The sequence below is a fragment of the Streptomyces sp. NPDC048171 genome (assembly GCF_043202655.1).
Lineage (GTDB): Bacteria > Actinomycetota > Actinomycetes > Streptomycetales > Streptomycetaceae > Streptomyces.
Map to the genome: position 1 here is coordinate 162,243 of NZ_JBIDAU010000006.1, position 19,491 is coordinate 181,733.

Annotated in this window: 19 protein-coding genes; 14 read left to right on the top strand and 5 right to left on the bottom strand. The window is 71.6% G+C overall.

Annotated elements, in window-relative coordinates; all coding sequences use genetic code 11:
* Nucleotides 1-11: 11 nt before the first annotated feature.
* From ACGF3J_RS18250 to ACGF3J_RS18260, 3 genes are all read right to left on the bottom strand, one after another.
* Nucleotides 12-671, bottom strand: a complete 660-nt coding sequence (locus ACGF3J_RS18250) for a response regulator transcription factor (RefSeq protein ID WP_277343293.1) — start codon at nucleotides 669-671, stop codon at nucleotides 12-14.
* Between the two features lie 319 nt (nucleotides 672-990).
* A complete protein-coding gene (locus tag ACGF3J_RS18255; protein ID WP_161326366.1) occupies nucleotides 991-2,358 on the bottom strand; it encodes a sensor histidine kinase in 1,368 nt (455 codons plus the stop codon).
* A gap of 186 nt (nucleotides 2,359-2,544) precedes the next feature.
* On the bottom strand, nucleotides 2,545-3,801 hold the full coding sequence (locus tag ACGF3J_RS18260; protein ID WP_393854274.1) for a sensor histidine kinase: 1,257 nt from the start codon (nucleotides 3,799-3,801) through the stop codon (nucleotides 2,545-2,547).
* Nucleotides 3,802-3,999: 198 nt separating this feature from the next.
* On the opposite strand from ACGF3J_RS18260, the gene ACGF3J_RS18265 reads away from it, so the two are divergent.
* The 13 genes from ACGF3J_RS18265 to ACGF3J_RS18325 all read left to right on the top strand — a co-directional run bounded on the left by ACGF3J_RS18265 (nucleotide 4,000) and on the right by ACGF3J_RS18325 (nucleotide 16,309).
* Entirely contained in the window at nucleotides 4,000-4,395 is a 396-nt protein-coding gene (locus ACGF3J_RS18265) for an NADH-quinone oxidoreductase subunit A (protein ID WP_386931404.1), read from the top strand.
* Complete coding sequence (locus ACGF3J_RS18270; RefSeq protein ID WP_393854275.1) at nucleotides 4,386-5,057, top strand: NADH-quinone oxidoreductase subunit B; 672 nt, start codon at nucleotides 4,386-4,388, stop codon at nucleotides 5,055-5,057. The genes ACGF3J_RS18265 and ACGF3J_RS18270 overlap by 10 nt, the downstream gene beginning before the upstream one ends.
* The gene (locus tag ACGF3J_RS18275) at nucleotides 5,054-6,277 is read left to right on the top strand and encodes an NADH-quinone oxidoreductase subunit C (protein WP_393854276.1); all 1,224 of its coding nucleotides are present in this window, start codon (nucleotides 5,054-5,056) and stop codon (nucleotides 6,275-6,277) included. The genes ACGF3J_RS18270 and ACGF3J_RS18275 overlap by 4 nt, the downstream gene beginning before the upstream one ends.
* Nucleotides 6,274-7,242: an NADH-quinone oxidoreductase subunit H gene (locus ACGF3J_RS18280; RefSeq protein ID WP_386931401.1), complete on the top strand. Its 969-nt coding sequence runs from the start codon at nucleotides 6,274-6,276 to the stop codon at nucleotides 7,240-7,242. Before ACGF3J_RS18275 ends, ACGF3J_RS18280 begins: the two co-directional genes overlap by 4 nt.
* Nucleotides 7,243-7,244: 2 nt before the next feature.
* Entirely contained in the window at nucleotides 7,245-7,868 is a 624-nt protein-coding gene (locus tag ACGF3J_RS18285) for a 4Fe-4S binding protein (protein WP_393854277.1), read from the top strand.
* Nucleotides 7,865-8,560 (top strand): NADH-quinone oxidoreductase subunit J, encoded by a 696-nt coding sequence (locus ACGF3J_RS18290; RefSeq protein WP_393854278.1) that lies wholly within the window; start codon nucleotides 7,865-7,867, stop codon nucleotides 8,558-8,560. The genes ACGF3J_RS18285 and ACGF3J_RS18290 overlap by 4 nt, the downstream gene beginning before the upstream one ends.
* On the top strand, nucleotides 8,560-8,952 hold the full coding sequence (nuoK, locus tag ACGF3J_RS18295; RefSeq protein ID WP_234957991.1) for an NADH-quinone oxidoreductase subunit NuoK: 393 nt from the start codon (nucleotides 8,560-8,562) through the stop codon (nucleotides 8,950-8,952). Before ACGF3J_RS18290 ends, nuoK begins: the two co-directional genes overlap by 1 nt.
* Entirely contained in the window at nucleotides 8,949-10,943 is a 1,995-nt protein-coding gene (locus ACGF3J_RS18300; RefSeq protein WP_393854279.1) for an NADH-quinone oxidoreductase subunit L, read from the top strand. The genes nuoK and ACGF3J_RS18300 overlap by 4 nt, the downstream gene beginning before the upstream one ends.
* A 6-nt stretch (nucleotides 10,944-10,949) precedes the next feature.
* On the top strand, nucleotides 10,950-12,551 hold the full coding sequence (locus tag ACGF3J_RS18305; RefSeq protein ID WP_393854280.1) for a NuoM family protein: 1,602 nt from the start codon (nucleotides 10,950-10,952) through the stop codon (nucleotides 12,549-12,551).
* The gene (locus ACGF3J_RS18310; RefSeq protein WP_393854281.1) at nucleotides 12,548-14,095 is read left to right on the top strand and encodes an NADH-quinone oxidoreductase subunit N; all 1,548 of its coding nucleotides are present in this window, start codon (nucleotides 12,548-12,550) and stop codon (nucleotides 14,093-14,095) included. The genes ACGF3J_RS18305 and ACGF3J_RS18310 overlap by 4 nt, the downstream gene beginning before the upstream one ends.
* A gap of 260 nt (nucleotides 14,096-14,355) precedes the next feature.
* Entirely contained in the window at nucleotides 14,356-15,219 is an 864-nt protein-coding gene (htpX, locus tag ACGF3J_RS18315) for a zinc metalloprotease HtpX (protein ID WP_393854282.1), read from the top strand.
* Nucleotides 15,216-15,632, top strand: coding sequence for a YccF domain-containing protein (locus ACGF3J_RS18320; RefSeq protein ID WP_393854283.1), 417 nt, complete (start codon nucleotides 15,216-15,218; stop codon nucleotides 15,630-15,632). Before htpX ends, ACGF3J_RS18320 begins: the two co-directional genes overlap by 4 nt.
* Nucleotides 15,633-15,718: 86 nt before the next feature.
* Nucleotides 15,719-16,309, top strand: coding sequence for an SMI1/KNR4 family protein (locus ACGF3J_RS18325; protein ID WP_393854284.1), 591 nt, complete (start codon nucleotides 15,719-15,721; stop codon nucleotides 16,307-16,309).
* A gap of 72 nt (nucleotides 16,310-16,381) precedes the next feature.
* On the opposite strand, the gene ACGF3J_RS18330 is transcribed toward ACGF3J_RS18325, so the two are convergent.
* Nucleotides 16,382-17,626, bottom strand: a complete 1,245-nt coding sequence (locus ACGF3J_RS18330; protein WP_393854285.1) for an APC family permease — start codon at nucleotides 17,624-17,626, stop codon at nucleotides 16,382-16,384.
* 145 nt (nucleotides 17,627-17,771) lie between these two features.
* Between ACGF3J_RS18330 and ACGF3J_RS18335 the strand changes: the two genes are divergently transcribed.
* Nucleotides 17,772-18,038, top strand: coding sequence for a GlsB/YeaQ/YmgE family stress response membrane protein (locus tag ACGF3J_RS18335; RefSeq protein ID WP_386931391.1), 267 nt, complete (start codon nucleotides 17,772-17,774; stop codon nucleotides 18,036-18,038).
* A gap of 88 nt (nucleotides 18,039-18,126) precedes the next feature.
* Here ACGF3J_RS18335 and ACGF3J_RS18340 read toward each other — a convergent pair whose 3' ends face one another.
* Nucleotides 18,127-19,485, bottom strand: a complete 1,359-nt coding sequence (locus ACGF3J_RS18340) for a GH1 family beta-glucosidase (RefSeq protein ID WP_393854422.1) — start codon at nucleotides 19,483-19,485, stop codon at nucleotides 18,127-18,129.
* Nucleotides 19,486-19,491: the final 6 nt, after the last annotated feature.

Consider the following 19,491-nt stretch of genomic DNA (forward strand, 5'->3'; position numbering starts at 1 on the left):
GGAACCGGGAGTCACGAATTGAGGTACGTGAGCACGGCCAGCACCCGCCGGTGATCACCGTCGCTCGGGGACAGACCCAGCTTCATGAAGATGTTGCTGACGTGCTTCTCGACCGCTCCGTCGCTCACGACGAGCTGCCGGGCGATCGCCGAGTTCGTCCGGCCTTCGGCCATCAGCCCCAGCACCTCCCGCTCCCGCGGGGTCAGCCCCGCCAGCACGTCCTGCTTGCGGCTGCGCCCGAGCAACTGCGCGACCACCTCCGGGTCCAGCGCGGTCCCCCCGTCCGCCACGCGCACGACGGCGTCCACGAACTCCCGCACCTCGGCCACCCGGTCCTTGAGCAGATAACCGACGCCCCGGCTGGAACCGGCCAGCAGCTCCGTGGCGTACCGCTCCTCCACGTACTGCGACAGCACCAGCACCCCGAGGCCCGGATGCGCCTTGCGCAGCCGCACCGACGCGCGCACTCCCTCGTCCGTGTGCGTCGGAGGCATCCGCACGTCCGCGACCACGACGTCCGGCAGTTCGCCCTGGGCGTCCAGCTCGGTGATGGTCTTGATCAGTGCCTCACCGTCGCCGACACCGGCCACGACCTCGTGCCCGCGGTCGGTCAGCAACCGGGTCAGCCCCTCCCGGAGCAGCACTGAATCCTCGGCGATGACCACCCGCACCCTGTCCTCCACGATTTTTCGGCCCCCCACAGCCCGTCCGCCTCACGGTCCCCGCGGCCCACACCGCGTCCACGAACCGTTCGTACGACAGGTCCAGCATTCCAGCATCGGAGGCCGGATGCCCGGGGGCAACGGGAAGAGGACGGCAAGTCCCGGCCGTACAGTCCGGCTTCGGCGCCACGATGGCCGGATTTCGCCCCGCGGTGAACGCGTCACCCGGGCCGCCCTGGCCGCCCACGCAGCCGCTCCGGGGCCCTCGGGCCGCCCGGAGCGGCGTGGGGGGGGGAGAGAGAGAGCGGGGTGGGCGCGCCGCCGCGCCTCAGCTTGATATCGGCTCGTTGCGCCAGGGCAGCTCGGCCGTCACTCGCGTCGGCCCCCCGGCCGGGGAGTCCACCACCAGGATCCCGTCCACCGCGTCGAGCCGCTCCGCCAGTCCGGCGAGTCCCGAGCCGGCCGTCACGTCCGCCCCGCCGACGCCGTTGTCCACGACCTGGAGGAGCAGCCGGTTCTCCACCCGCCACACCTCCACGACGGCCGCCGTGGCCCGCGCGTGCTTGCTGATGTTCTGCAGCAGCTCCGACACCGTGAAGTACGCGATGCCCTCGATCGCCGATGCCGGCCGCTCGGTGAGGTCGACCTCCACCCTGACCGGCACGGTGCAGCGGGAGGCGACCGAGGAGAGCGCCGCGTCCAGACCGCGGTCGGTCAGGACGGCCGGGTGGATGCCCCGCGCCAGGTCCCGCAGCTCCTGAAGGGCCGTCTTCACCTCGCCGTGTGCCTCCTCCACCATGATCGCCGCCGCCCGCGGGTCCTCCTGCAGCTTCTCCTTCGCCAGGCCGAGATCCATGGCCAGGTTGACCAGGCGGGCCTGTGCCCCGTCGTGCAGGTCGCGCTCGATGCGCCGCAGGTCGGCCGCGGCCGTGTCCACCACGACCCCGCGGTCCGACTCCAGCTCCACGACGCGCGTCGCCAGTCGCGACGGTCCGAGCAGCCCGTGCACCATCACCCGGTCCACCGTCGTCAGCGCCCGCACGATCCACGGCGTCGCCAGCGTGAACAGCAGCCCGACCAGTGCGGTCACGGCGATCTCGAACGGATTGTCCAGGTAGATCCGGTGCGTCTCGTCGCCGTAGAGCTGGAGCCCGTCCTGGCCCGCGTACATCGGGAACACCCAGAACCAGAGCGGGTACGTCAGCATCGCCCACCCGACCGCCCAGAAGTTCACGGCGACCACGAACGAGAACACCGCCCACGGGAACTGCAGAAACGCGTACAGCAGGCTCCGCCAGGAGGTGCCGCTCTTGAGCACGGCCCCCATCCAGCCCATCGCACCGCGCTTCCGCACCCGCAGCGGCTCCGGGTCGGCCACCTCGAGCCCCAGCAGCGCCCGGGCCCGCGCCCGCTCCATCACCCCGAAGCCCCGGCAGCCCGCGAGCGCCGCCGCCAGCACCGGCACCCCGAGGAACGTCACCAGCAGGCCCGCTCCCAGCGACACCATCGTGACCGCGTAGGTGAAGAGCAGGATGCTGATCGGCAGGCCCACCAGCACATAGCCGAACTCACGCCAGCTGCGTGCCTCGAACGGTGCCCGCAGCCCGGCCGGCAGCCGGTGGCGGCGCGCCCCGGTGTCCCCGGCGAAGCCGGGCCCGCTCCCGAACCCGTAACCCTGTCCGTAATCCGTGGCCATCGGTGCCGTCCTTCTCCTCGTCCTACGGCTCTGCTGTCGTAACTTCAGCCTCCTCGCCCGCGCCTCCACGGGCCATGGAGCCCGTCGGCGTCTGGAGAGGGGGGTTTTCCCTACCCCGGGGCCCCGAGACCTCGGGCGGGGAGGTGCGCGCGCCCGGGTGCCCCGCGTGCGGGGCGGTGTCGTCCGTCACCGCGTCCCGGACGCCGGCCGCGCGTGGCCGGCGTCGGACGCGCCGGGAGCCGCGTCCGCCGCGGTGCGGTCGCGCCACGGCAGCTCGGCCGTGATCGCCGTCGGTCCGCCCTCCGGCGAGTCGACGACGAAGAGGCCGTCGACCGCGGAGAGCCGGTCGGCGAGGCCCTTCATCCCCGTACCGGCGTCGAGGCGGGCGCCGCCCTGGCCGTCGTCCCCCACCTGTATGAGCAGCCGGTCGGACGACCGCCACACCTCCACGGAGGCGGAACGCGCCCCGCTGTGCTTGCTGACGTTCTGGAGCAGCTCCGAGACGGTGAAGTAGGCGATGCCCTCGATGGCCGCCGCCGGACGCTCCGCCAGGTCGACGGTCACTCTGACCGGCACGGTGCAGCGGGAGGCGACCGAGGAGAGCGCCGCGTCCAGACCGCGGTCGGTCAGGACGGCCGGGTGAATGCCCCGCGCCAGGTCCCGCAGCTCCTGAAGGGCCAGCTTCACCTCGCCGTGCGCCTCGTCGACCATCGCCGCCGCCGCGTCGGGATCCTCCAGGAGCTTCTCCTTGGCCAGCCCCAGCCCCATGGCCAGGTTGACCAGACGGGCCTGTGCCCCGTCGTGCAGGTCGCGCTCGATGCGCCGCAGGTCGGCCGCGGCCGTGTCCACCACGACCCCGCGGTCCGACTCCAGTTCGGCGATCCGCCGTTCCAGCTCGTCGGACGGGGACAGCAGCGCGCGCACCATCGCCCGGTCGGCGTTGGCCAGGCCCCGCGCGATGAACGGCAGCACCGGCCACAGCACGAACAGCGACGTCAGCGTGATGACGAAGGTGACCACTCCCCAGGGGAGCCGCATGAAGTCGTACAGGACCGCGCGCCAGCCCACCGGGTCCTTCAGTGCCATCCACAATCGGGGAAAGAACCCGCCCCCGCCGTGCAGCGGCAGCGGACTGGGCTCCTCCACCCGCACTCCGAGCAGTGCCCGGGCCCGCGCCCGCTCCAGCTTGCCGAGCTGACGCGCGCCGAGCAGTCCGGCCGCCAGCAGCGGCAGCCCGATCACCGTGACCGTCAACCCGAACCCGACCGACAGCACCGTCGAGACATAGACGAAGCCGAGCAGCGCCGCCGGAAGGTTCGCCAGCAGGTGGGCGATCTCTTTCCAGGTGTGCCAGTCGAAGGCGAGACGGGCCGGCGGCAGGCGGTCGCCGTCCGCCCCACCGGCGGTCCCGGCGGGGGGCGAAGTCGCGAGGTGTTCGGTCATACGGATCAGCGTGCCGTGCGGCACGGCACCGCGCCATGAGGTGGACCGCCGGGATGTACTGAGGAAAACCCCACCCCGGCCCCGGCCCACGTCTCAACGTACGACGGGCTGCTTACCGTCTCTTTATCAGGCCCTAGACTCCCGTGCGTACAGATCGTCGATCAGCAGGCGTTCAGGACAGGGATCGAGGGGGCGCACGTGCCGGAACCGACCGTCGGGCTCGCCGCGGACTACTTCCAGTCCTACTCGGTCGTCGCACTGCTCGCCGGGGTGGGCGTGCTCTTCGTCGCCGTGGCCTTCGGAGCCGGGCGGCTGCTGCGGCCCGTGGTCCCGACGCCCGAGAAGCTGCTGACGTACGAGTGCGGCGTGGACCCCGTCGGCGAGGGCTGGGCACACACCCAGGTCCGCTACTACGTCTACGCGTTCCTCTACGTCATTTTCGCGGTCGACTCGATCTTCCTCTTCCCCTGGGCGACGGTCTTCGCCGATCCTGGTTATGGAGCGACGACCCTCGTGGAGATGTTCATCTTCCTGGGCTTCCTGGCCGTGGGCCTGCTCTACGCATACAAGAAGGGCGTCCTGTCGTGGACGTGAACCCCTCCGGACCCGTACCGCTCCCGGAGCCCGTACCGCTTCCCGAGCCGAAGCGGCTGGGCACCCTGGCGCGCTTGGCCCCCGAGCCGATGAAGGTCGTCCTGAACTGGGGCCGCCGCTACTCCCTCTGGGTCTTCAACTTCGGCCTCGCCTGCTGCGCGATCGAGTTCATCGCCGCGTCGATGGCCCGCCACGACTTCATCCGGCTCGGCGTCATCCCCTTCGCGCCGGGCCCCCGCCAGGCCGACCTGATGGTCGTCTCGGGCACGGTGACCGACAAGATGGCGCCCGCCGTCAAGCGCCTGTACGAGCAGATGCCCGAGCCCAAGTACGTCATCTCCTTCGGCGCCTGCTCCAACTGCGGCGGCCCGTACTGGGACTCCTACTCCGTGACGAAGGGCGTCGACCAGATCATCCCCGTCGACGTCTACGTCCCCGGCTGCCCGCCGCGCCCCGAGGCGCTGCTCCAGGGGATCCTCAAGCTCCAGGAGAAGATCGCACGGGAGTCGCTGGGCGAGCGGTACGGCACGTCGGGCCGGCCGTCGACGGCCGCGCTGCAGAGCGGACTGGTGCGACCGCCGGGGTCGGGGTCGGGGTCGGGGGCCGGACCGGAATCGGGCTCGGGCTCGGGATCGGGATCGGGCTCAGGGGGTGCGCGATGACGGCGGTCGGCTGGCTGCCCGCCGCCACCGAGGAGCTCTTCGGCCCCGAAGCCACGGCCGAGGAGTCGTACGACGTCCTGACCGTCGACGTACCGCCGACCTCCTGGATCTCCGCCCTGGAGACCGCGCGTGACCGGCTGGGCTGCACGTACTTCGACTGGCTGAGCGCGGTCGACGAGCCGGGTACCGGGTTCCGCGTCGCGGCACACGTCGTGGCCCTGGGACCCGTACGCCGGCTGCTCCTGCGCACGACGGTCCCGCACGAGTCCCCGGCCCTGCCCACCGCCGTCGCGGTGTACGCGGGCGCGGCCTGGCACGAGCGCGAGACCCACGAGATGTTCGGCGTCGAGTTCGCGGACCATCCCGCGCTGGACCATCTGCTCCTGCCGGAGGGCTTCGAGGGCCACCCGCTGCGGAAGGACTTCGTCCTTGCCGCTCGCGTGGCCAAGGCCTGGCCCGGTGCCAAGGAACCGGGCGAGTCCGACCACGGCGGACCCCGTCGCCGCCAGATGCTGCCGCCGGGCGTCCCCGACCCCAACGAGTGGGGCCCGCAGAAGGGCCAGCTGCCGCCCGCCCCGGCCCGCCCGGCACGCGGCGCGGGACGTGCGGCCGGAGAACGCCCGGCTCGCGCGGCCGGTGACCGGCCGGTCCGCCGCACCCGTACGGCGGGCGAGGGCTCCGCCAGTCAGGCATCGCCGCCCAGCACCGACACCGACATCGGCACCGAAGCGCCGTCCACTCCGCGTCGCTCCCGTACGGCGGCGGAGGGCTCGGCGAGCCAGACGCCTCCGGCCGGTCAGACGTCTCCGGCCGAGGGGTCTTCGGCGGCGCCGGCGCCTCGACGCAGCCGAAGCGCGTCGCAGGGCTCGGCGAGCCAGCGGGCCGCCACCGACGCGGGACAGCCGGAGAAGACCGGGGCGTCCGGCGAGGCCCCCGCCTCCGCACCCCGCAGTCCGGACGCCCCGTGGCATCACGACCGCCCGGCGTTCGACGAGCCGACGGACAAGCGCGCCGAAGGCGACGCCTCCGGGGAGCCGCAGACTCCCGACGCGCGGGACGCGGCCGCGCCGGAGTCGCCTCAGGAGTCGGACGCGCCTCAGGAGTCGGAGGCGCCTCAGGAGTCGGACGCGCCTCAGGAGTCGGACGCGCCTCAGGAGTCGGACCGGAAGCACCCCGAGAACCGCAAGAACCCCCCGAACCCCCCAGGAGGCCCGCGGTGAACGACGCCCTCGACGTCACCCTGCGCCTCCTGATCGTGTTCGCCGTCTTCCTCACGTTCCCCTTGATCGTCGGTCAGACCGAGCACAAGGTGATGGCCCACATGCAGGGCCGCCTCGGCCCGATGTACGCCGGCGGCTTCCACGGCTGGGCCCAGCTCGTCGCGGACGGTGTGAAGTTCGCGCAGAAGGAGGACGTGGTCCCGGCCGACGCGGACCGCCGTATCTTCCAGCTCGCCCCCGCGGTCGCCCTGCTGCCGTACCTCCTGGTGCTCCTGGCCATCCCCATCGGCCCCGGCGAGGGCGCGGTCGGCCAGGTCGTCGACGCGGGCGTCTTCTTCGTGCTCGCCGTGATGGGCGTCGGCGTCCTCGGCTCGCTCATGGCCGGGTGGTCCTCCGCCAACAAGTTCTCCCTCCTCGGCGGCCTGCGCACCGCCGCCCAACTCCTCGCCTACGAACTCCCGATGCTGCTCACCGCCGCCTCGGTGGCCATGGCGGCCGGCACGGTCTCACTCGTCGGCATCCTGAACGCCTTCGAGTGGTGGTGGCTGCCCTGGCAGATCGTCGGCGCGATCGTCTTCTTCGTCGCCGGGCTGGCCGAACTGCAACGCCCTCCGTTCGACATGCCGGTCGCCGACTCGGAGATCATCTTCGGCGCCTACACCGAGTACACCGGCCTGCGTTTCGCTCTGTTCCTCCTCGCCGAGTACGCCGGGATCGTCGTCCTGTGCGGCTTGACCACGGTCCTCTTCCTGGGCGGCTGGCACGGGCCCTGGGGCGCGGACGGCCTGGGCTGGGTGTGGACCCTGCTGAAGACGGCGGTCCTCGCCTTCGTCGTGATCTGGCTGCGCGTGACCTACCCGCGACTGCGTGAGGACCAGCTCCAGAAGCTCTCCTGGACCCTCCTCGTCCCCCTCTCCCTCGCCCAGATCGCCCTCACCGGCATCGTCAAGGTGGTGATCCAGTAACCATGGCCCCCATCCCCGGCTCGGGCCTGGCCAAGGGCCTGGCCGTCACCCTCCGCACCATGACCAGGAAGACCGTCACCGAGCAGTACCCGGACGCCCAGCCCGAACTTCCGCCCCGCACCCGCGGCGTGATCGGCCTGTTCGAGGAGAACTGCACGGTCTGCATGCTGTGCGCCCGCGAGTGCCCCGACTGGTGCATCTACATCGACTCCCACAAGGAGACGGTCCCGGCGGCCACCCCCGGCGGGCGCGACCGCAGCCGCAACGTCCTCGACCGTTTCGCCATCGACTTCTCCCTGTGCATGTACTGCGGTATCTGCATCGAGGTCTGTCCTTTCGACGCCCTGTTCTGGTCCCCGGAGTTCGAGTACGCCGAGACCGACATCCGTGACCTCACCCACGAGCGCGACAGGCTCCGCGACTGGATGTGGACCGTCCCGGCCCCGCCGGCCCTCGACCCCGGCGCCGAAGAACCGAAGGAACTCGCCGCCGCCCGAAAGACCGCCGACAAACTGGCGGCCCAGCAGGAGTCGGCCCAACAGGATCCGGCCCACCAGGATCCGGCCCAGCAGGAGTCGCCCGCCGTCCCCGAGCAGCCGAAGCCGGAACAGGAGGGCCGGGAATGACCCTCGCCGCGACCGTCCGCCACCTGGCCGCGGACCCCACGACCACGGCCGCCGACGCACACGGCTTCCTCTCACCGACCGGCGTCGAGATCGCCTTCCTCCTGGTCGGCCTGGTCACATTCGGCGCCGCCGTCCTCACCGTCACCACTCGGCAGCTGGTCCACGCCGCCCTGTGGCTGGTGGTGGCCCTCGGCGGCCTGGCCGTCGAGTACCTGCTGCTCACCGCCGAGTTCATCGCATGGGTGCAGGTCCTCATCTATGTCGGGGCGGTCGTCGTCCTCATCCTGTTCGGCCTGATGCTCACCAGGGCGCCCATCGGCCGGTCCCCGGACGCCGACTCCGGCAACCGCTGGGCGGCCCTCACCGTGGCCGTGGCCGCCGCGGCGGCCCTCGTGTGGGTCGTCGTCGACGCCTTCCGCGCGACCTGGATCGACCTGGACGGTCCGGCCGCCGGCTCGACCGCCGTCACCGGAGCGAGTCTCTTCCAGAACTGGGTCCTCCCCTTCGAAGCCCTCTCCGTCCTCCTCCTCGCCGCGCTGGTCGGCGCGATCGTCCTGTCCCGCAAGGCCAGGGCGGACCGCACGAGCGACACGCCCCAGGCCGACGGCCCCAAGACCCACGCGCCCAAGGCCGACGGACCCACCGCCGACGCCGCCGCCCCGAACGCCGCCGCCAAGGGCGGTGACCGCTGATGCATCTCGCCTATCCCGCCGTACTCTCCGCCCTCCTGTTCTGCACGGGCCTCTACGGCGTCCTGGCCCGCCGCAACGCGATCCTGGTCCTGATGTCGGTCGAGCTGATGCTCAACGCCGTCAACCTCAACCTGGTCGCCTTCGACGTCTGGCTCAGCAAGGCCGCCGAGGAGACCCTGCACTCCGGCCAGGCCCTGACCCTGTTCACGATCGCCATCGCGGCCGCCGAGATCGGCATCGGCCTGGCGATCGTGCTCGCCGTCCACCGCAACCGCGGCACCGCCGACATCGACAAGCTGCGCGACACCGCCGAGGGCCACGAACCGGACGGCCCCGACACCGACACCCCCGCGACCGGGACGGCCGCCGAGAAGGCTGAGGCCACCGCGTGACCACGACCACCCTCGCCGTACTCGTCCCCCTCCTCCCCTTCCTCGGAGCTGCCGCCGGCCTCCTCCTGGGCCGCACGGCACCCGGCTTCGTCCGCCCGCTGGCCGTCCTGCCGACCCTGGCCGCCCTCGTCCTCGCCGTCCTGGTCGCCTCCCGCCAGGGCGGTGGCCGGGCCGTGGACGCCGCCACGGAGCTGACGCCCACCGGTTCGGTCCCCGTCGAACTCGCCCTGCACATCGACGGCTTCGCCGCCCTCGTCGCCGTCCTGGTCGGCACCGTCGCCACCTGCGTGCAGATCTACTCGACGGGCTACCTGCGCGACGACCCGCGCTACCCCTCGTACGCCGCGCTCGTCTCCCTGTTCACCTCCGCCATGTTCCTCGTCGTCTACTCCGGCGACCTGATGGTGCTGCTGGTCGGCTGGGAAATCATGGGCATCTGCTCGTACTTCCTGGTCGGCCACTACTGGGAGACCCCGGAGGCGCGTGCCGCCTCCCTCAAGGCCTTCCTGGTGACCAAGTTCGGTGACGTCCCCTTCCTGATCGGCCTGCTCGCGCTGGCCACCGAGGCCGGCTCCTTCCGCATCACGAAGATCCTCGGCGCGGTCGCGAACGGCTCCCTCGACCATCCGACGCTGATCGCCCTGCTGCTCCTGGCCGGTGTGGCGGGCAAGTCGGCGCAGTTCCCGCTGCACACCTGGCTGCCCGACGCGATGGCGGGCCCGACGCCCGTCTCCGCGCTGATCCACGCCGCGACCATGGTCGCCGCCGGTGTCTACTTCGTCGCCAGGCTCCTCCCGCTCTTCGAGGCCTCACGGGCCGCGATGGTCGTCCTCGCCGTCATGGCCGCCGTCACGATGGTCGGGTCGGCGCTCGCCGCGCTTGCCCAGGACGACATCAAGCGCGTCCTCGCCTACTCGACGATCGGACAGCTCGGCTACCTGACCGGAGCCCTCGCCGCCGGCGACCGCGGTGCCGCCGTCTTCCACCTCCTCACGCACGGCGCCTTCAAGGCGCTGCTCTTCCTCGCCGCCGGCGTGATCATCCACGCCGCCGGCACCAACTCGCTGGCCGCCATGTCCCGCATGCACAACCTGCGCGACCGGGTCCCGGACGCCTACTGGACGATGAGCGTGGCGCTGCTCGCCCTCGCCGCGATCCCTCCCTTCAGCGGCTTCTTCTCCAAGGAGTCCGTCCTCGGCGCAGCGGAGCACGTCGCCACCGGCCACACCGAACACGCACCCGGTGCCGCGGGCTGGACGGTGCTCGTCGCCGGTCTGATCACGGCCCTGCTCACCGCCGCATACGCGACGCGCCTGTGGCTGCTGGCCTTCCGCGGGCGGGGCGCCGAGGCTCCTGACCACGGCCGGCAGCCGGTGGTCATGAACGCCGTGCTCTGGGTCCTCGCCATCCCCTCACTCGCTCTCGGCGGGCTCGCCTTCCGTCTGCTGCCCGACTGGTTCGACGGCCGGGACCTCACTCCGACCCTCACCACCTCCGTGCTCGGCACGGGCGTGGCCCTGATCGGCGGCATCGTGACCTACGCGGCCTGGCGGCACACCACCTCGTTCGCGTCCCGAGTCCCGCTCGGCGCGGTAGCGGCCCACCCGGAGGGCGACGCCGCGCTGGTGGAAGCCGAGGCCATCGCCAGTCACGAGCCCGCCTACGGAGACGTCGCCTCCGCCCCCGACCCGTCGGATCCCGGACGGCTCCTGCTGGGCCCGCTCCACCGGCACGCGGCCGCCGGCTTCCACCTGGACGCGGTGTACTCGACCCTCTTCGTCCGGCCCGTCCAGGCCGGCGCGAGCCTCGTGCGGTTCCTCGACCGCGAGGTCGTCGACACCTACGTACGCGGGGCGGGCGCCCTGCCCCGCTGGCTGGGAGCCGCCGTACGACGTGCCCAGACCGGCAATGTGCAGACCTATGTGAGCGCGCTGCTCGCCGGCACCGTCGTCCTCGCGGTCGCCGCCGTCCTCGTCGCCACGGGAGCGTGAGCAGGCGTGATCGATATCAACGAGTCCGTGATGCAGTTCCTTCTGGCGTTCGTCGTCGTCGGACCGCTCCTGGGGGCCGTCGCCGCTCTGCTGCCCGCCCCGCCCGGGCTGAAGGGGAAGTCGCCCGAGCAGGCCGTGCTGCGGCACGGCGTCACCGTCACCGGCGCCGTCCTCATCGCCGCGATCGTCCTCGTGCTCGGCTTCGACCACGACCATCCGTCGAAGATGCAGGCCAGCACGGACATCAGCTGGATCCCCGCACTCGACGTGCGCATCCACCTCGGCATCGACGGCATCTCCCTCCCCCTCCTGGTCCTGACCGCGCTGCTGACCTTCCTGTGCGCGCTCTACTCGTACTACAAGCAGCGGCAGGAGCCGCCGACGGAGCTACGGACCGCGGGCCACGGCCCGAAGGGCTTCGTCGCGCTGCTGCTCGTCCTGGAGTCCGGCACCCTCGCGACCTTCGCCGCCCTCGACCTGATCCTGTTCTTCCTCGCCTTCGAGATGGTCCTCATCCCGATGTACTTCCTCATCGCCCGCTGGGGCGGCGAGGGACGGGCCGGGGCCGCCTGGAAGTTCATCCTCTTCACGCTCCTCGGCTCCGTCGTCATGCTGCTCGGCCTGCTCCTGATCGGAATCACGGCGGGCACATTCGACATGGTGGCACTCGCCACTGACAACGGCCGGTCGCTGACGACGTCCGTGCAGGTCATCGCGGTTCTGGCGATCGGGATCGGGCTGGCGGTGAAGACCCCGATGTGGCCGCTGCACAGCTGGCTGCCGGACGCCCACACCGCCGCGCCGACCGTCGGCTCGGTGCTGCTGGCCGGTGTTCTGCTCAAGATGGGTACGTACGGGTTCGTCCGGATTCTGCTGCCGGTCGCGCCGGACGGATTCCGCACCTTCGCGCCCTACCTCGCCGCCTTCGCCGTGGTCGGCATCATCTACGGCTCCCTGGCCTGCCTGGCCCTGGCCAAGAGGGGCGCGAAGGGCGACCTGAAGCGCCTCATCGCCTACTCCTCCGTCGGCCACATGGGCTTCGTCCTGCTCGGCATCGCGACCATGACCCCGACCGGCGTGAACGGCGCCCTGTTCGCCAACATCGCCCACGGCCTCATCACCGGCCTGCTCTTCTTCGTCGTCGGCGCCCTCAAGGACCGCACCGGCACCACCGACCTCGACACCCTCGCCGAGGAGACCGGCGCCGCCCTGTACGGCAAGGCACCCCGCCTCGGCGGCCTGCTCGCCTTCGCCGCGGTCGCCTCGCTCGGACTGCCGGGCCTGGCCGGGTTCTGGGGCGAGATGCTGGCCCTGTTCGGCGCCTTCGACCCCCACGACGACCTCAGCCGCCCCGCCTTCCTCACCTTCATGGTCATCGCCGCGTTCGGCACCCTGCTGACGGCCGCGTACATGCTGATCGTGGTCCGCCGCGTCTGCATGGGCGCCCTGCCGCGCGAAGCCCCGAGGCTCGCCGACGTACGCACGTACGAGTTCGCCGCCTGGACCCCACTCGTCGTCCTCACCGTCGTCGCGGGGCTGTGGCCCAGGACCCTCCTCGGGCTGACCGACCCGGCCGTGCAGCAGCTCCTCTCAGGAGGCACCCGATGAGCTTCCAGGTCCACCCCCTCGCCGGGACCGCCTCGCAGCCGCTCGCCCAGAACCTCGTCCAGTCCGTCGACTGGCTCGCCATCGCGCCACCCACCATCGCGGCCGTGGTCGGACTCGTCGTCCTCGTCACCGACCTCTTCGTCAAGGACGCCCGCAAGTCGCTGCTCGGCTGGATGTCGGTCGCCGGACTCGCCGCCTCCGCCCTCATGCTGCTGCCCCTGGTGAACGGCGACCGCTCGACGTTCTGCCAGACCGGCGACGCCGACGTCTGCAGTTACACCGCGGACACCTTCACCCTCGCCATCCAGTTCCTGGTCCTCGGCGGGGCCCTCCTGACCGCGCTCCTCTCGGTCACCGCGGTCAAGGACGCCGACCGCGGACTGCCCGAGGGCGAGTTCTGGTTCCTGCTGCTCTCCTCGGCGGCCGGCGCCGCGCTACTGCCCGCCTCCCGCGACCTCGCGACCCTGATCGTCGCCCTGGAGGTCGCCTCCCTCCCCGCCTTCGCCCTGGTGGGCCTGCGACAGGGCGACCGCCGGTCCTCCGAAGCCGCCCTCAAGTTCTTCCTGTCCTCGGTCACCGCGACCGCGGTCAGCCTCATGGGCATCAGCTTCGTGTACGCCACCACCGGCACCCTCTACCTCACCCAGGTGGCCGACCGCATTCAGAGCGTCGACGGGCAGCTCAATACGCTCGCCCAGACCGGCGTCGTCCTCACCCTCGTCGGCTTCGCCTTCAAGACGGCCGCCGTGCCCTTCCACTTCTGGGTGCCCGACACCTACGTGGGCGCGCCCCTGCCGATCGCGGCCTACCTGTCCGTGATCGGCAAGGCGGTCGGCTTCTCCGGCCTGATCCTCGTCACGGTCATCGCCCTGCCGTCCTACGCCGACGTCTGGGGACCGGCCCTCGCGGCGCTGGCCGCGCTCACCATGACCGTCGGCAACGTCGGAGCCCTCCGGCAACAGGCCACGCGCGCGTACAGCGCGGTACGCCTGCTCGCCTGGTCGTCCGTCGGCCAGGCCGGCTACCTCCTGGTGCCGATCGCTGCCGCCGCGTACTCCGACGACCCCGAGCGGTCCATCGGCTCCACCGTCGCCTACGCGCTCATGTACGCCGCCGTGAACCTCGGCGCCTTCGCGGTCGCCGCACTGGTGGGCCGTACGAGGTCCCTGAACCGCGTCGCCGACTACCGCGGCCTGTACGCGTCCAACCCCCTGACCGCCCTTCTCCTGGCGTTCTTCCTGCTCTGCCTCGCGGGACTGCCGCCCGGCATCATCGGCCTCTTCGCCAAGGTCACGGTATTCTCCGCGGCCGTCGACGCCGGGCTCGGCTGGCTGGCCGTCGTCATGGCGGTCAACGTCGTGATCGCGCTCTTCTACTACCTCCAATGGACGGCCCAGCTCTTCCGGGCCCCCGAGGAGCCGGCCGTCGGCCACCACGTGCCCGTCCCCCTCACGGCGGCGATCACCCTGACCGCGGTCCTCGCCGTCGCCCTCTCCGGAGCACCCCAGCTGATCCTCCGCTTCACCGACACCGGTCTCTTCTGAGCACAGCCGCTCCGGCACCCACGCGTGCCGCACCCGGCTGCCACGCACGCGTGCCGACGCCGCGGCCGTCACCCGTACGGACCACGCGCCCCGCCGTGAGCGCCGGGGAACTGGTGGCCCTCGCCTGGCGTTGACCAGTACGGAAGGGTCCACTGGACGTGATGCCACGGCACCAGTGGCACCGGAGACCAGGAAGCAACCACAGCGAGCGAGACCAGCAAGCGAAGGGTTCCCCTGCCGCACCACTTGGAGGGCGTACCGTGCACCGCCGGCACAACGGGCTCAGGACCGCAGTACTCCTCGGGGGACTGTCGGCGCTCATCATCGTCATCGGCAGCTTCTTCGGCCGAGCGGGGCTTGTCGTGGCCGTCCTCGTCGCCCTGGGCACCAACGCGTACGCGTACTGGAACAGCGACAAGCTGGCCCTGCGCGCGATGCGGGCCCGCCCGGTCAGCGAGTTCGAGGCCCCGGCTCTGTACCGCATGGTCCGGGACCTCTCCACGCAGGCCCGCCAGCCCATGCCGCGCCTCTACATCTCACCGACCGAGGCACCCAACGCCTTCGCGACCGGACGCAACCCGCGCAACGCGGCCGTGTGCTGCACCGAAGGCATCATGCGCCTGCTCGACGAGCGTGAGCTGCGCGGCGTCATCGGGCACGAGCTCAGCCATGTCTACAACCGGGACATCCTGATCTCGTCCGTCGCGGGCGCCCTCGCCTCAGTGATCATGTTCCTGGTCAACTTCGCCTGGCTCATCCCCATCGGACGCTCCAACGACGATGACGGACCCGGTCTGCTGGGCATGCTCCTCATCATGCTTCTCGGTCCGCTCGCCGCCACCGTCATCCAGCTGGCGATCAGCCGCTCCAGGGAGTACGAGGCCGACGCCTCCGGTGCGCAGCTCACCGGCGATCCCCTCGCCCTCGCCGACGCCCTGCGCAAACTCGAAACGGGTACGAAGCAGCTTCCACTGCCCCCGGAACCCCGGATCGAGACCGCCAGCCACATGATGATCGCCAACCCGTTCCGACCAGGACAGGGGCTGTCGAAGATGTTCTCCACCCACCCGCCGATGGCGGAGCGAATCGCCCGGCTCGAAAAGATGGCAGGTCGTCAGCAGTGAAGACCATCCTCAACGTCATTTGGCTCGTGCTCAGCGGCTTCTGGCTGTTCCTCGCCTACCTGCTCGCGGGCGCGCTGCTCTGCATCACGATCATCGGCATCCCGTTCGGGATCGCGGCCTTCCGCATCGGCGTCTACGCCCTGTGGCCCTTCGGCTACACGGCAATCGAGCGCCAGGACGCGGGAGCCCCCTCCTGCATCGGCAATGTGCTGTGGCTGGTCCTGGCCGGCTGGTGGCTGGCCCTCGGCCACATCGTCACCGGCATCGCGCTCTGCGTCACGATCATCGGCATCCCGCTGGGCATCGCCAACTTCAAGTTGATCCCCGTCTCGCTGCTCCCGATGGGACGCGAGATCGTACGGACGGACCAGCCGTTCACGGCCACCGCGGGCAGCCGGCAGACGGGTTGGTAGAACGAGCCTGGAGCGCTCGTTGTCCACAACTTCCGGGTTGTCCACAGGCCCGCTCGATTGTCGATGGCGGCCTGCATCATGAATGCATGAGCGAGAACGAGCAGTTGCTGGCACGGGTGGCCGACAAGGCACGCAACACCCGCCCCTGGGGCTGGGATTTCCTGCCCGCACCCGTAGACGGGACGACCCCGCCCCGGGCCGAGGCAGCCCTGGGCTTCTCCCTCCCTCCGCTGCTCGCCGAGCTGTATCTGCGCATAGGTGACGGCGGGTTCGGCCCGGAGTACGGTCTGCTGCCCCTGCTCGACAACCCGCCCTCCGGCGAGCCGGCCGCCGTCCCCCAGTACCTCGCCCACCGCGAGAGCGGCCTGAAGGATCCCGACTGGCCCTGGCCCGAGGGCGTCCTGCCGATATCCCACTGGGGCTGCGCGATGTACGCCTGCGTGGACTGCCGCTCCCCACAGGCCACCGTCCTCCTCTTCGAGCCCAACGCCGACGACGCCGACCACGCCTGGTACGTCGATGCCCCGAGCCTCACGGGCTGGCTGCACAGCTGGCTCGACGGCACGGGCTGGTACGAGGAGGCCACCGAGGGCCCCGGACCGCTCCCGTGGACCGACTTCCCCCTGCGCACGGGAAGAGGGCCCACGGCGGCCGCACCCCCCGCCCAGGCGTCCTGAGAAGCCCGGGGCACGACGGCCTCACGGCCCTCCCGCCCCACGGCCTTCCCGTCTCTCTCACCCCCCGGCCGCCTATCGCGAGACCTGCTGCCCCCGCACGCCGTACGCGACGACCCCCACCGCCAGCACACCCACACCCACGACGACCGACACCGCCGGAAGCGAGAAGGCGAGCACCACGCACCCGGTCAGACCCAGTGCCGGTACCACCCGCGACGCCCTCGACCGGTCGAGCGTCCAGGCCGACGCGTTGGCCACCGCGTAGTACACGAGCACACCGAAGGAGGAGAAGCCGATCGCGTCCCGCACATCCACCGTGGCCGCCAGGACGGCGACCACCGCGCCCACGGCCAGCTCGGCCCGGTGCGGCACCTGAAAACGCGGATGCACCGCGGCCAGCGCTTCGGGCAGATGACGGTCCCGGGCCATGGCGAGCGTCGTCCGTGACACGCCCAGGATCAACGCCAGCAGCGAGCCCAGCGCCGCCACCGCCGCGCCCACTCGCACGACCGGTACGAGCCCCGGCACACCGGCCGCCCGCACCGCGTCCGCCAGCGGAGCCGGCGCCTGCCCCAGCCCGACCGGGCCCAGCACCGAGAGGACGGCCACCGCGACACACACGTACACCGCCAGCGTGATCCCCAGGGCCAGCGGGATCGCGCGGGGAATGGTGCGCCGAGGATCCCGCACCTCCTCACCCAGGGTGGCGATCCGGGCGTACCCCGCGAACGCGAAGAACAGCAGCCCGGCCGCTTCCAGCACCCCGCCGGCGCCCTCCGACAACCCGATGTCCAGCCGCCCGGCATCGGACCGCCCCGACCCCAGGCAGACCACCACCACGGAAGCGAGGACAGCCAGGACGACGGCCACGATCACCCGCGTCAGCCAGGCGGACTTCTGAATGCCGCCGTAGTTCACCGCGGTCAGCGCCACCACGGCCGCGACCGCCACCACATGCGCCCACTCCGGCCAGACGTACGCGCCCACGGTGAGCGCCATGGCGGCACAGGAGGCCGTCTTCCCCACGATGAACGACCAGCCCGCGAGGTACCCCCAGAACTCCCCGAGCCGCTCGCGCCCGTAGACGTACGTGCCGCCCGAGGCCGGATGGCGCGCGGCCAGCCACGCCGAGGACATGGCGTTGCAGTAGGCCACCACGGCCGCCACCGCGAGCCCGGTCAGCAACCCCGACCCGCCCGCGCGCGCCGCGGGCGCCAGAGCGGCGAAGATCCCGGCGCCGATCATCGAACCGAGCCCGACGACGACGGCGTCTCCCACACCCAGCGTGCGACGCAGCTCAGAACCCGCAGGTGTCATGGGTCGCACCATACTGATCAGCGCAACCACCGGACGCGCTCGCAACGTCCTCCCCGCCAAGAGGACATGAACACCGCGACCGCGAAGGAAAGAGCCCACGGCACCGGGAAGGTGCGGGCACCGCGAGAGAGGGCAGGGTCACGGCATGACCGTCATCAGCTGGATCGTCCTGGGACTGTTGGCCGGGGCCATCGCCAAGTTCCTGTTGCCGGGACGGGACCCCGGAGGGCTGGTCGGCACGACCGTGATCGGCATCGCGGGGGCGTTCATCGGCGGGTGGATATCGGCCCGCTGGCTGGACCACCCGATCAGCAAGGACTTCTACGACGGCGCCACCTGGGCGGCCGCCATCGGCGGAGCACTGGTGCTCCTGATCGCCTACCGGCTTCTCTTCGGCAACTCACGCGACTGACGCGACCGCACGCGCGTGAACCGCGGACGGGGGGGGGGGGGGGGGGGGGGGGGGGCCCCCCCCCCCCCCCCCCCCCCCCACCACGGGGTCAGGCCGCCTTGCGCTCGCTCTTCCGCGCCCGGCGGATGATGTCCGCGTAGTGCCGGCCGCTGCCCTTGACCGTGCGGACCTGGGTCGCGTAGTCGACGTGGACCAGGCCGAAGCGCTTGTCGTAGCCGTACGCCCACTCGAAGTTGTCCAGGAGCGACCAGGCGAAGTAGCCCGCCAGCGGGGCACCCCTGCGGGCGGCCGAGGCGCAGGCCGCGAGGTGGGCGGTCAGGTACTCCTGGCGCTCCGGGTCGTCGATCGTGCCGTCGGGGCGGACCACGTCGGGGAAGGACGAGCCGTTCTCGGTGACGTACAGCCTGCGCGGGCCGTACTCGTTCGTCAGGCGCAGCAGCAGCTCCTCGATGCCACCGGCGTCGATCTCCCAGTCCATGCCGGTGCGCGGCACGCCGACCCGGCGGACGGTGCGGACGTGGGGGGCGGGTCCGGTGGGGTCGTCGGCGACGGTCTGGGGGAAGTAGTAGTTCAGGCCCAGCCAGTCCAGCGGTGCGCCGATGAGGTCCATGTCGCCGGGCTGCTCGGGGAGTTCGACGCCGTAGACCTCGCGCATGTCCTCGGGGAAGCCCCGGCCGTGGACCGGGTCCAGCCACCAGCGGTTGGTGTGGCCGTCCATGCGGCGGGCGGCGGCCAGGTCCTCGTCGCGGTCGGTGGCGGCGTGGATGGTGGAGAGGTTGTTGACGATGCCCACCTGGGCGCCCGGGGCCGCCTCGCGGATGGCGCGCATCGCCAGGCCGTGGCCGAGGAGCAGGTGGTAGGAGGCGCGCACGGCGGCCGTCAGGTCGGTCCAGCCGGGGGCCATCTTGCCCTCCAGGTGCCCGATCCAGGCGGAGCACAGCGGCTCGTTGAGGGTGGCCCAGTGCTGGACGCGGTCACCGAGGCGTTCGGCGACGACGGAGGCGTACGACGCGAAGTGCTCGGCGGTCGCGCGCTCGGGCCACCCGCCCCGGTCCTGGAGCGCCTGCGGCAGGTCCCAGTGGTAGAGGGTGACGGACGGCGTGATGCCGGCCGCCAGCAGGTCGTCGATCAGCCGGTCGTAGAAGGCCAGCCCCTTCGCGTTGACCGGGCCGTCGCCGCCCGGCACGACGCGCGGCCACGCGATCGAGAGGCGGTAGGCGTTGGTGCCGAGGCGCCGCATCAGCTCGATGTCCTCGTGCGTGCGGTGGTAGTGGTCGCAGGCGACGTCGCCGTGGTCGTTGTTGTCGATCTTCCCGGGGGTGTGCGAGAAGGTGTCCCAGATCGACGGCGAACGTCCGTCCTCCGCCACGGCTCCCTCGATCTGGTACGCCGATGTGGCCGTGCCCCACAGGAAGTCGTGCGGGAGTGCGGCGAAGTCGATGGTCACGTGGGT

Coding starts and splice junctions, on each gene's coding strand:
- ACGF3J_RS18290 (WP_393854278.1), top strand. CDS start 7,865: ATGACCCTCGCCGCGACCGTCCGCCACCTGGCCGCGGACCCCACGACC.
- ACGF3J_RS18255 (WP_161326366.1), bottom strand. CDS start 2,358: ATGGCCACGGATTACGGACAGGGTTACGGGTTCGGGAGCGGGCCCGGC.
- ACGF3J_RS18275 (WP_393854276.1), top strand. CDS start 5,054: ATGACGGCGGTCGGCTGGCTGCCCGCCGCCACCGAGGAGCTCTTCGGC.
- ACGF3J_RS18335 (WP_386931391.1), top strand. CDS start 17,772: ATGACCGTCATCAGCTGGATCGTCCTGGGACTGTTGGCCGGGGCCATC.
- nuoK (WP_234957991.1), top strand. CDS start 8,560: ATGCATCTCGCCTATCCCGCCGTACTCTCCGCCCTCCTGTTCTGCACG.
- ACGF3J_RS18260 (WP_393854274.1), bottom strand. CDS start 3,801: ATGACCGAACACCTCGCGACTTCGCCCCCCGCCGGGACCGCCGGTGGG.
- ACGF3J_RS18285 (WP_393854277.1), top strand. CDS start 7,245: ATGGCCCCCATCCCCGGCTCGGGCCTGGCCAAGGGCCTGGCCGTCACC.
- ACGF3J_RS18310 (WP_393854281.1), top strand. CDS start 12,548: ATGAGCTTCCAGGTCCACCCCCTCGCCGGGACCGCCTCGCAGCCGCTC.
- ACGF3J_RS18330 (WP_393854285.1), bottom strand. CDS start 17,626: ATGACACCTGCGGGTTCTGAGCTGCGTCGCACGCTGGGTGTGGGAGAC.
- ACGF3J_RS18325 (WP_393854284.1), top strand. CDS start 15,719: ATGAGCGAGAACGAGCAGTTGCTGGCACGGGTGGCCGACAAGGCACGC.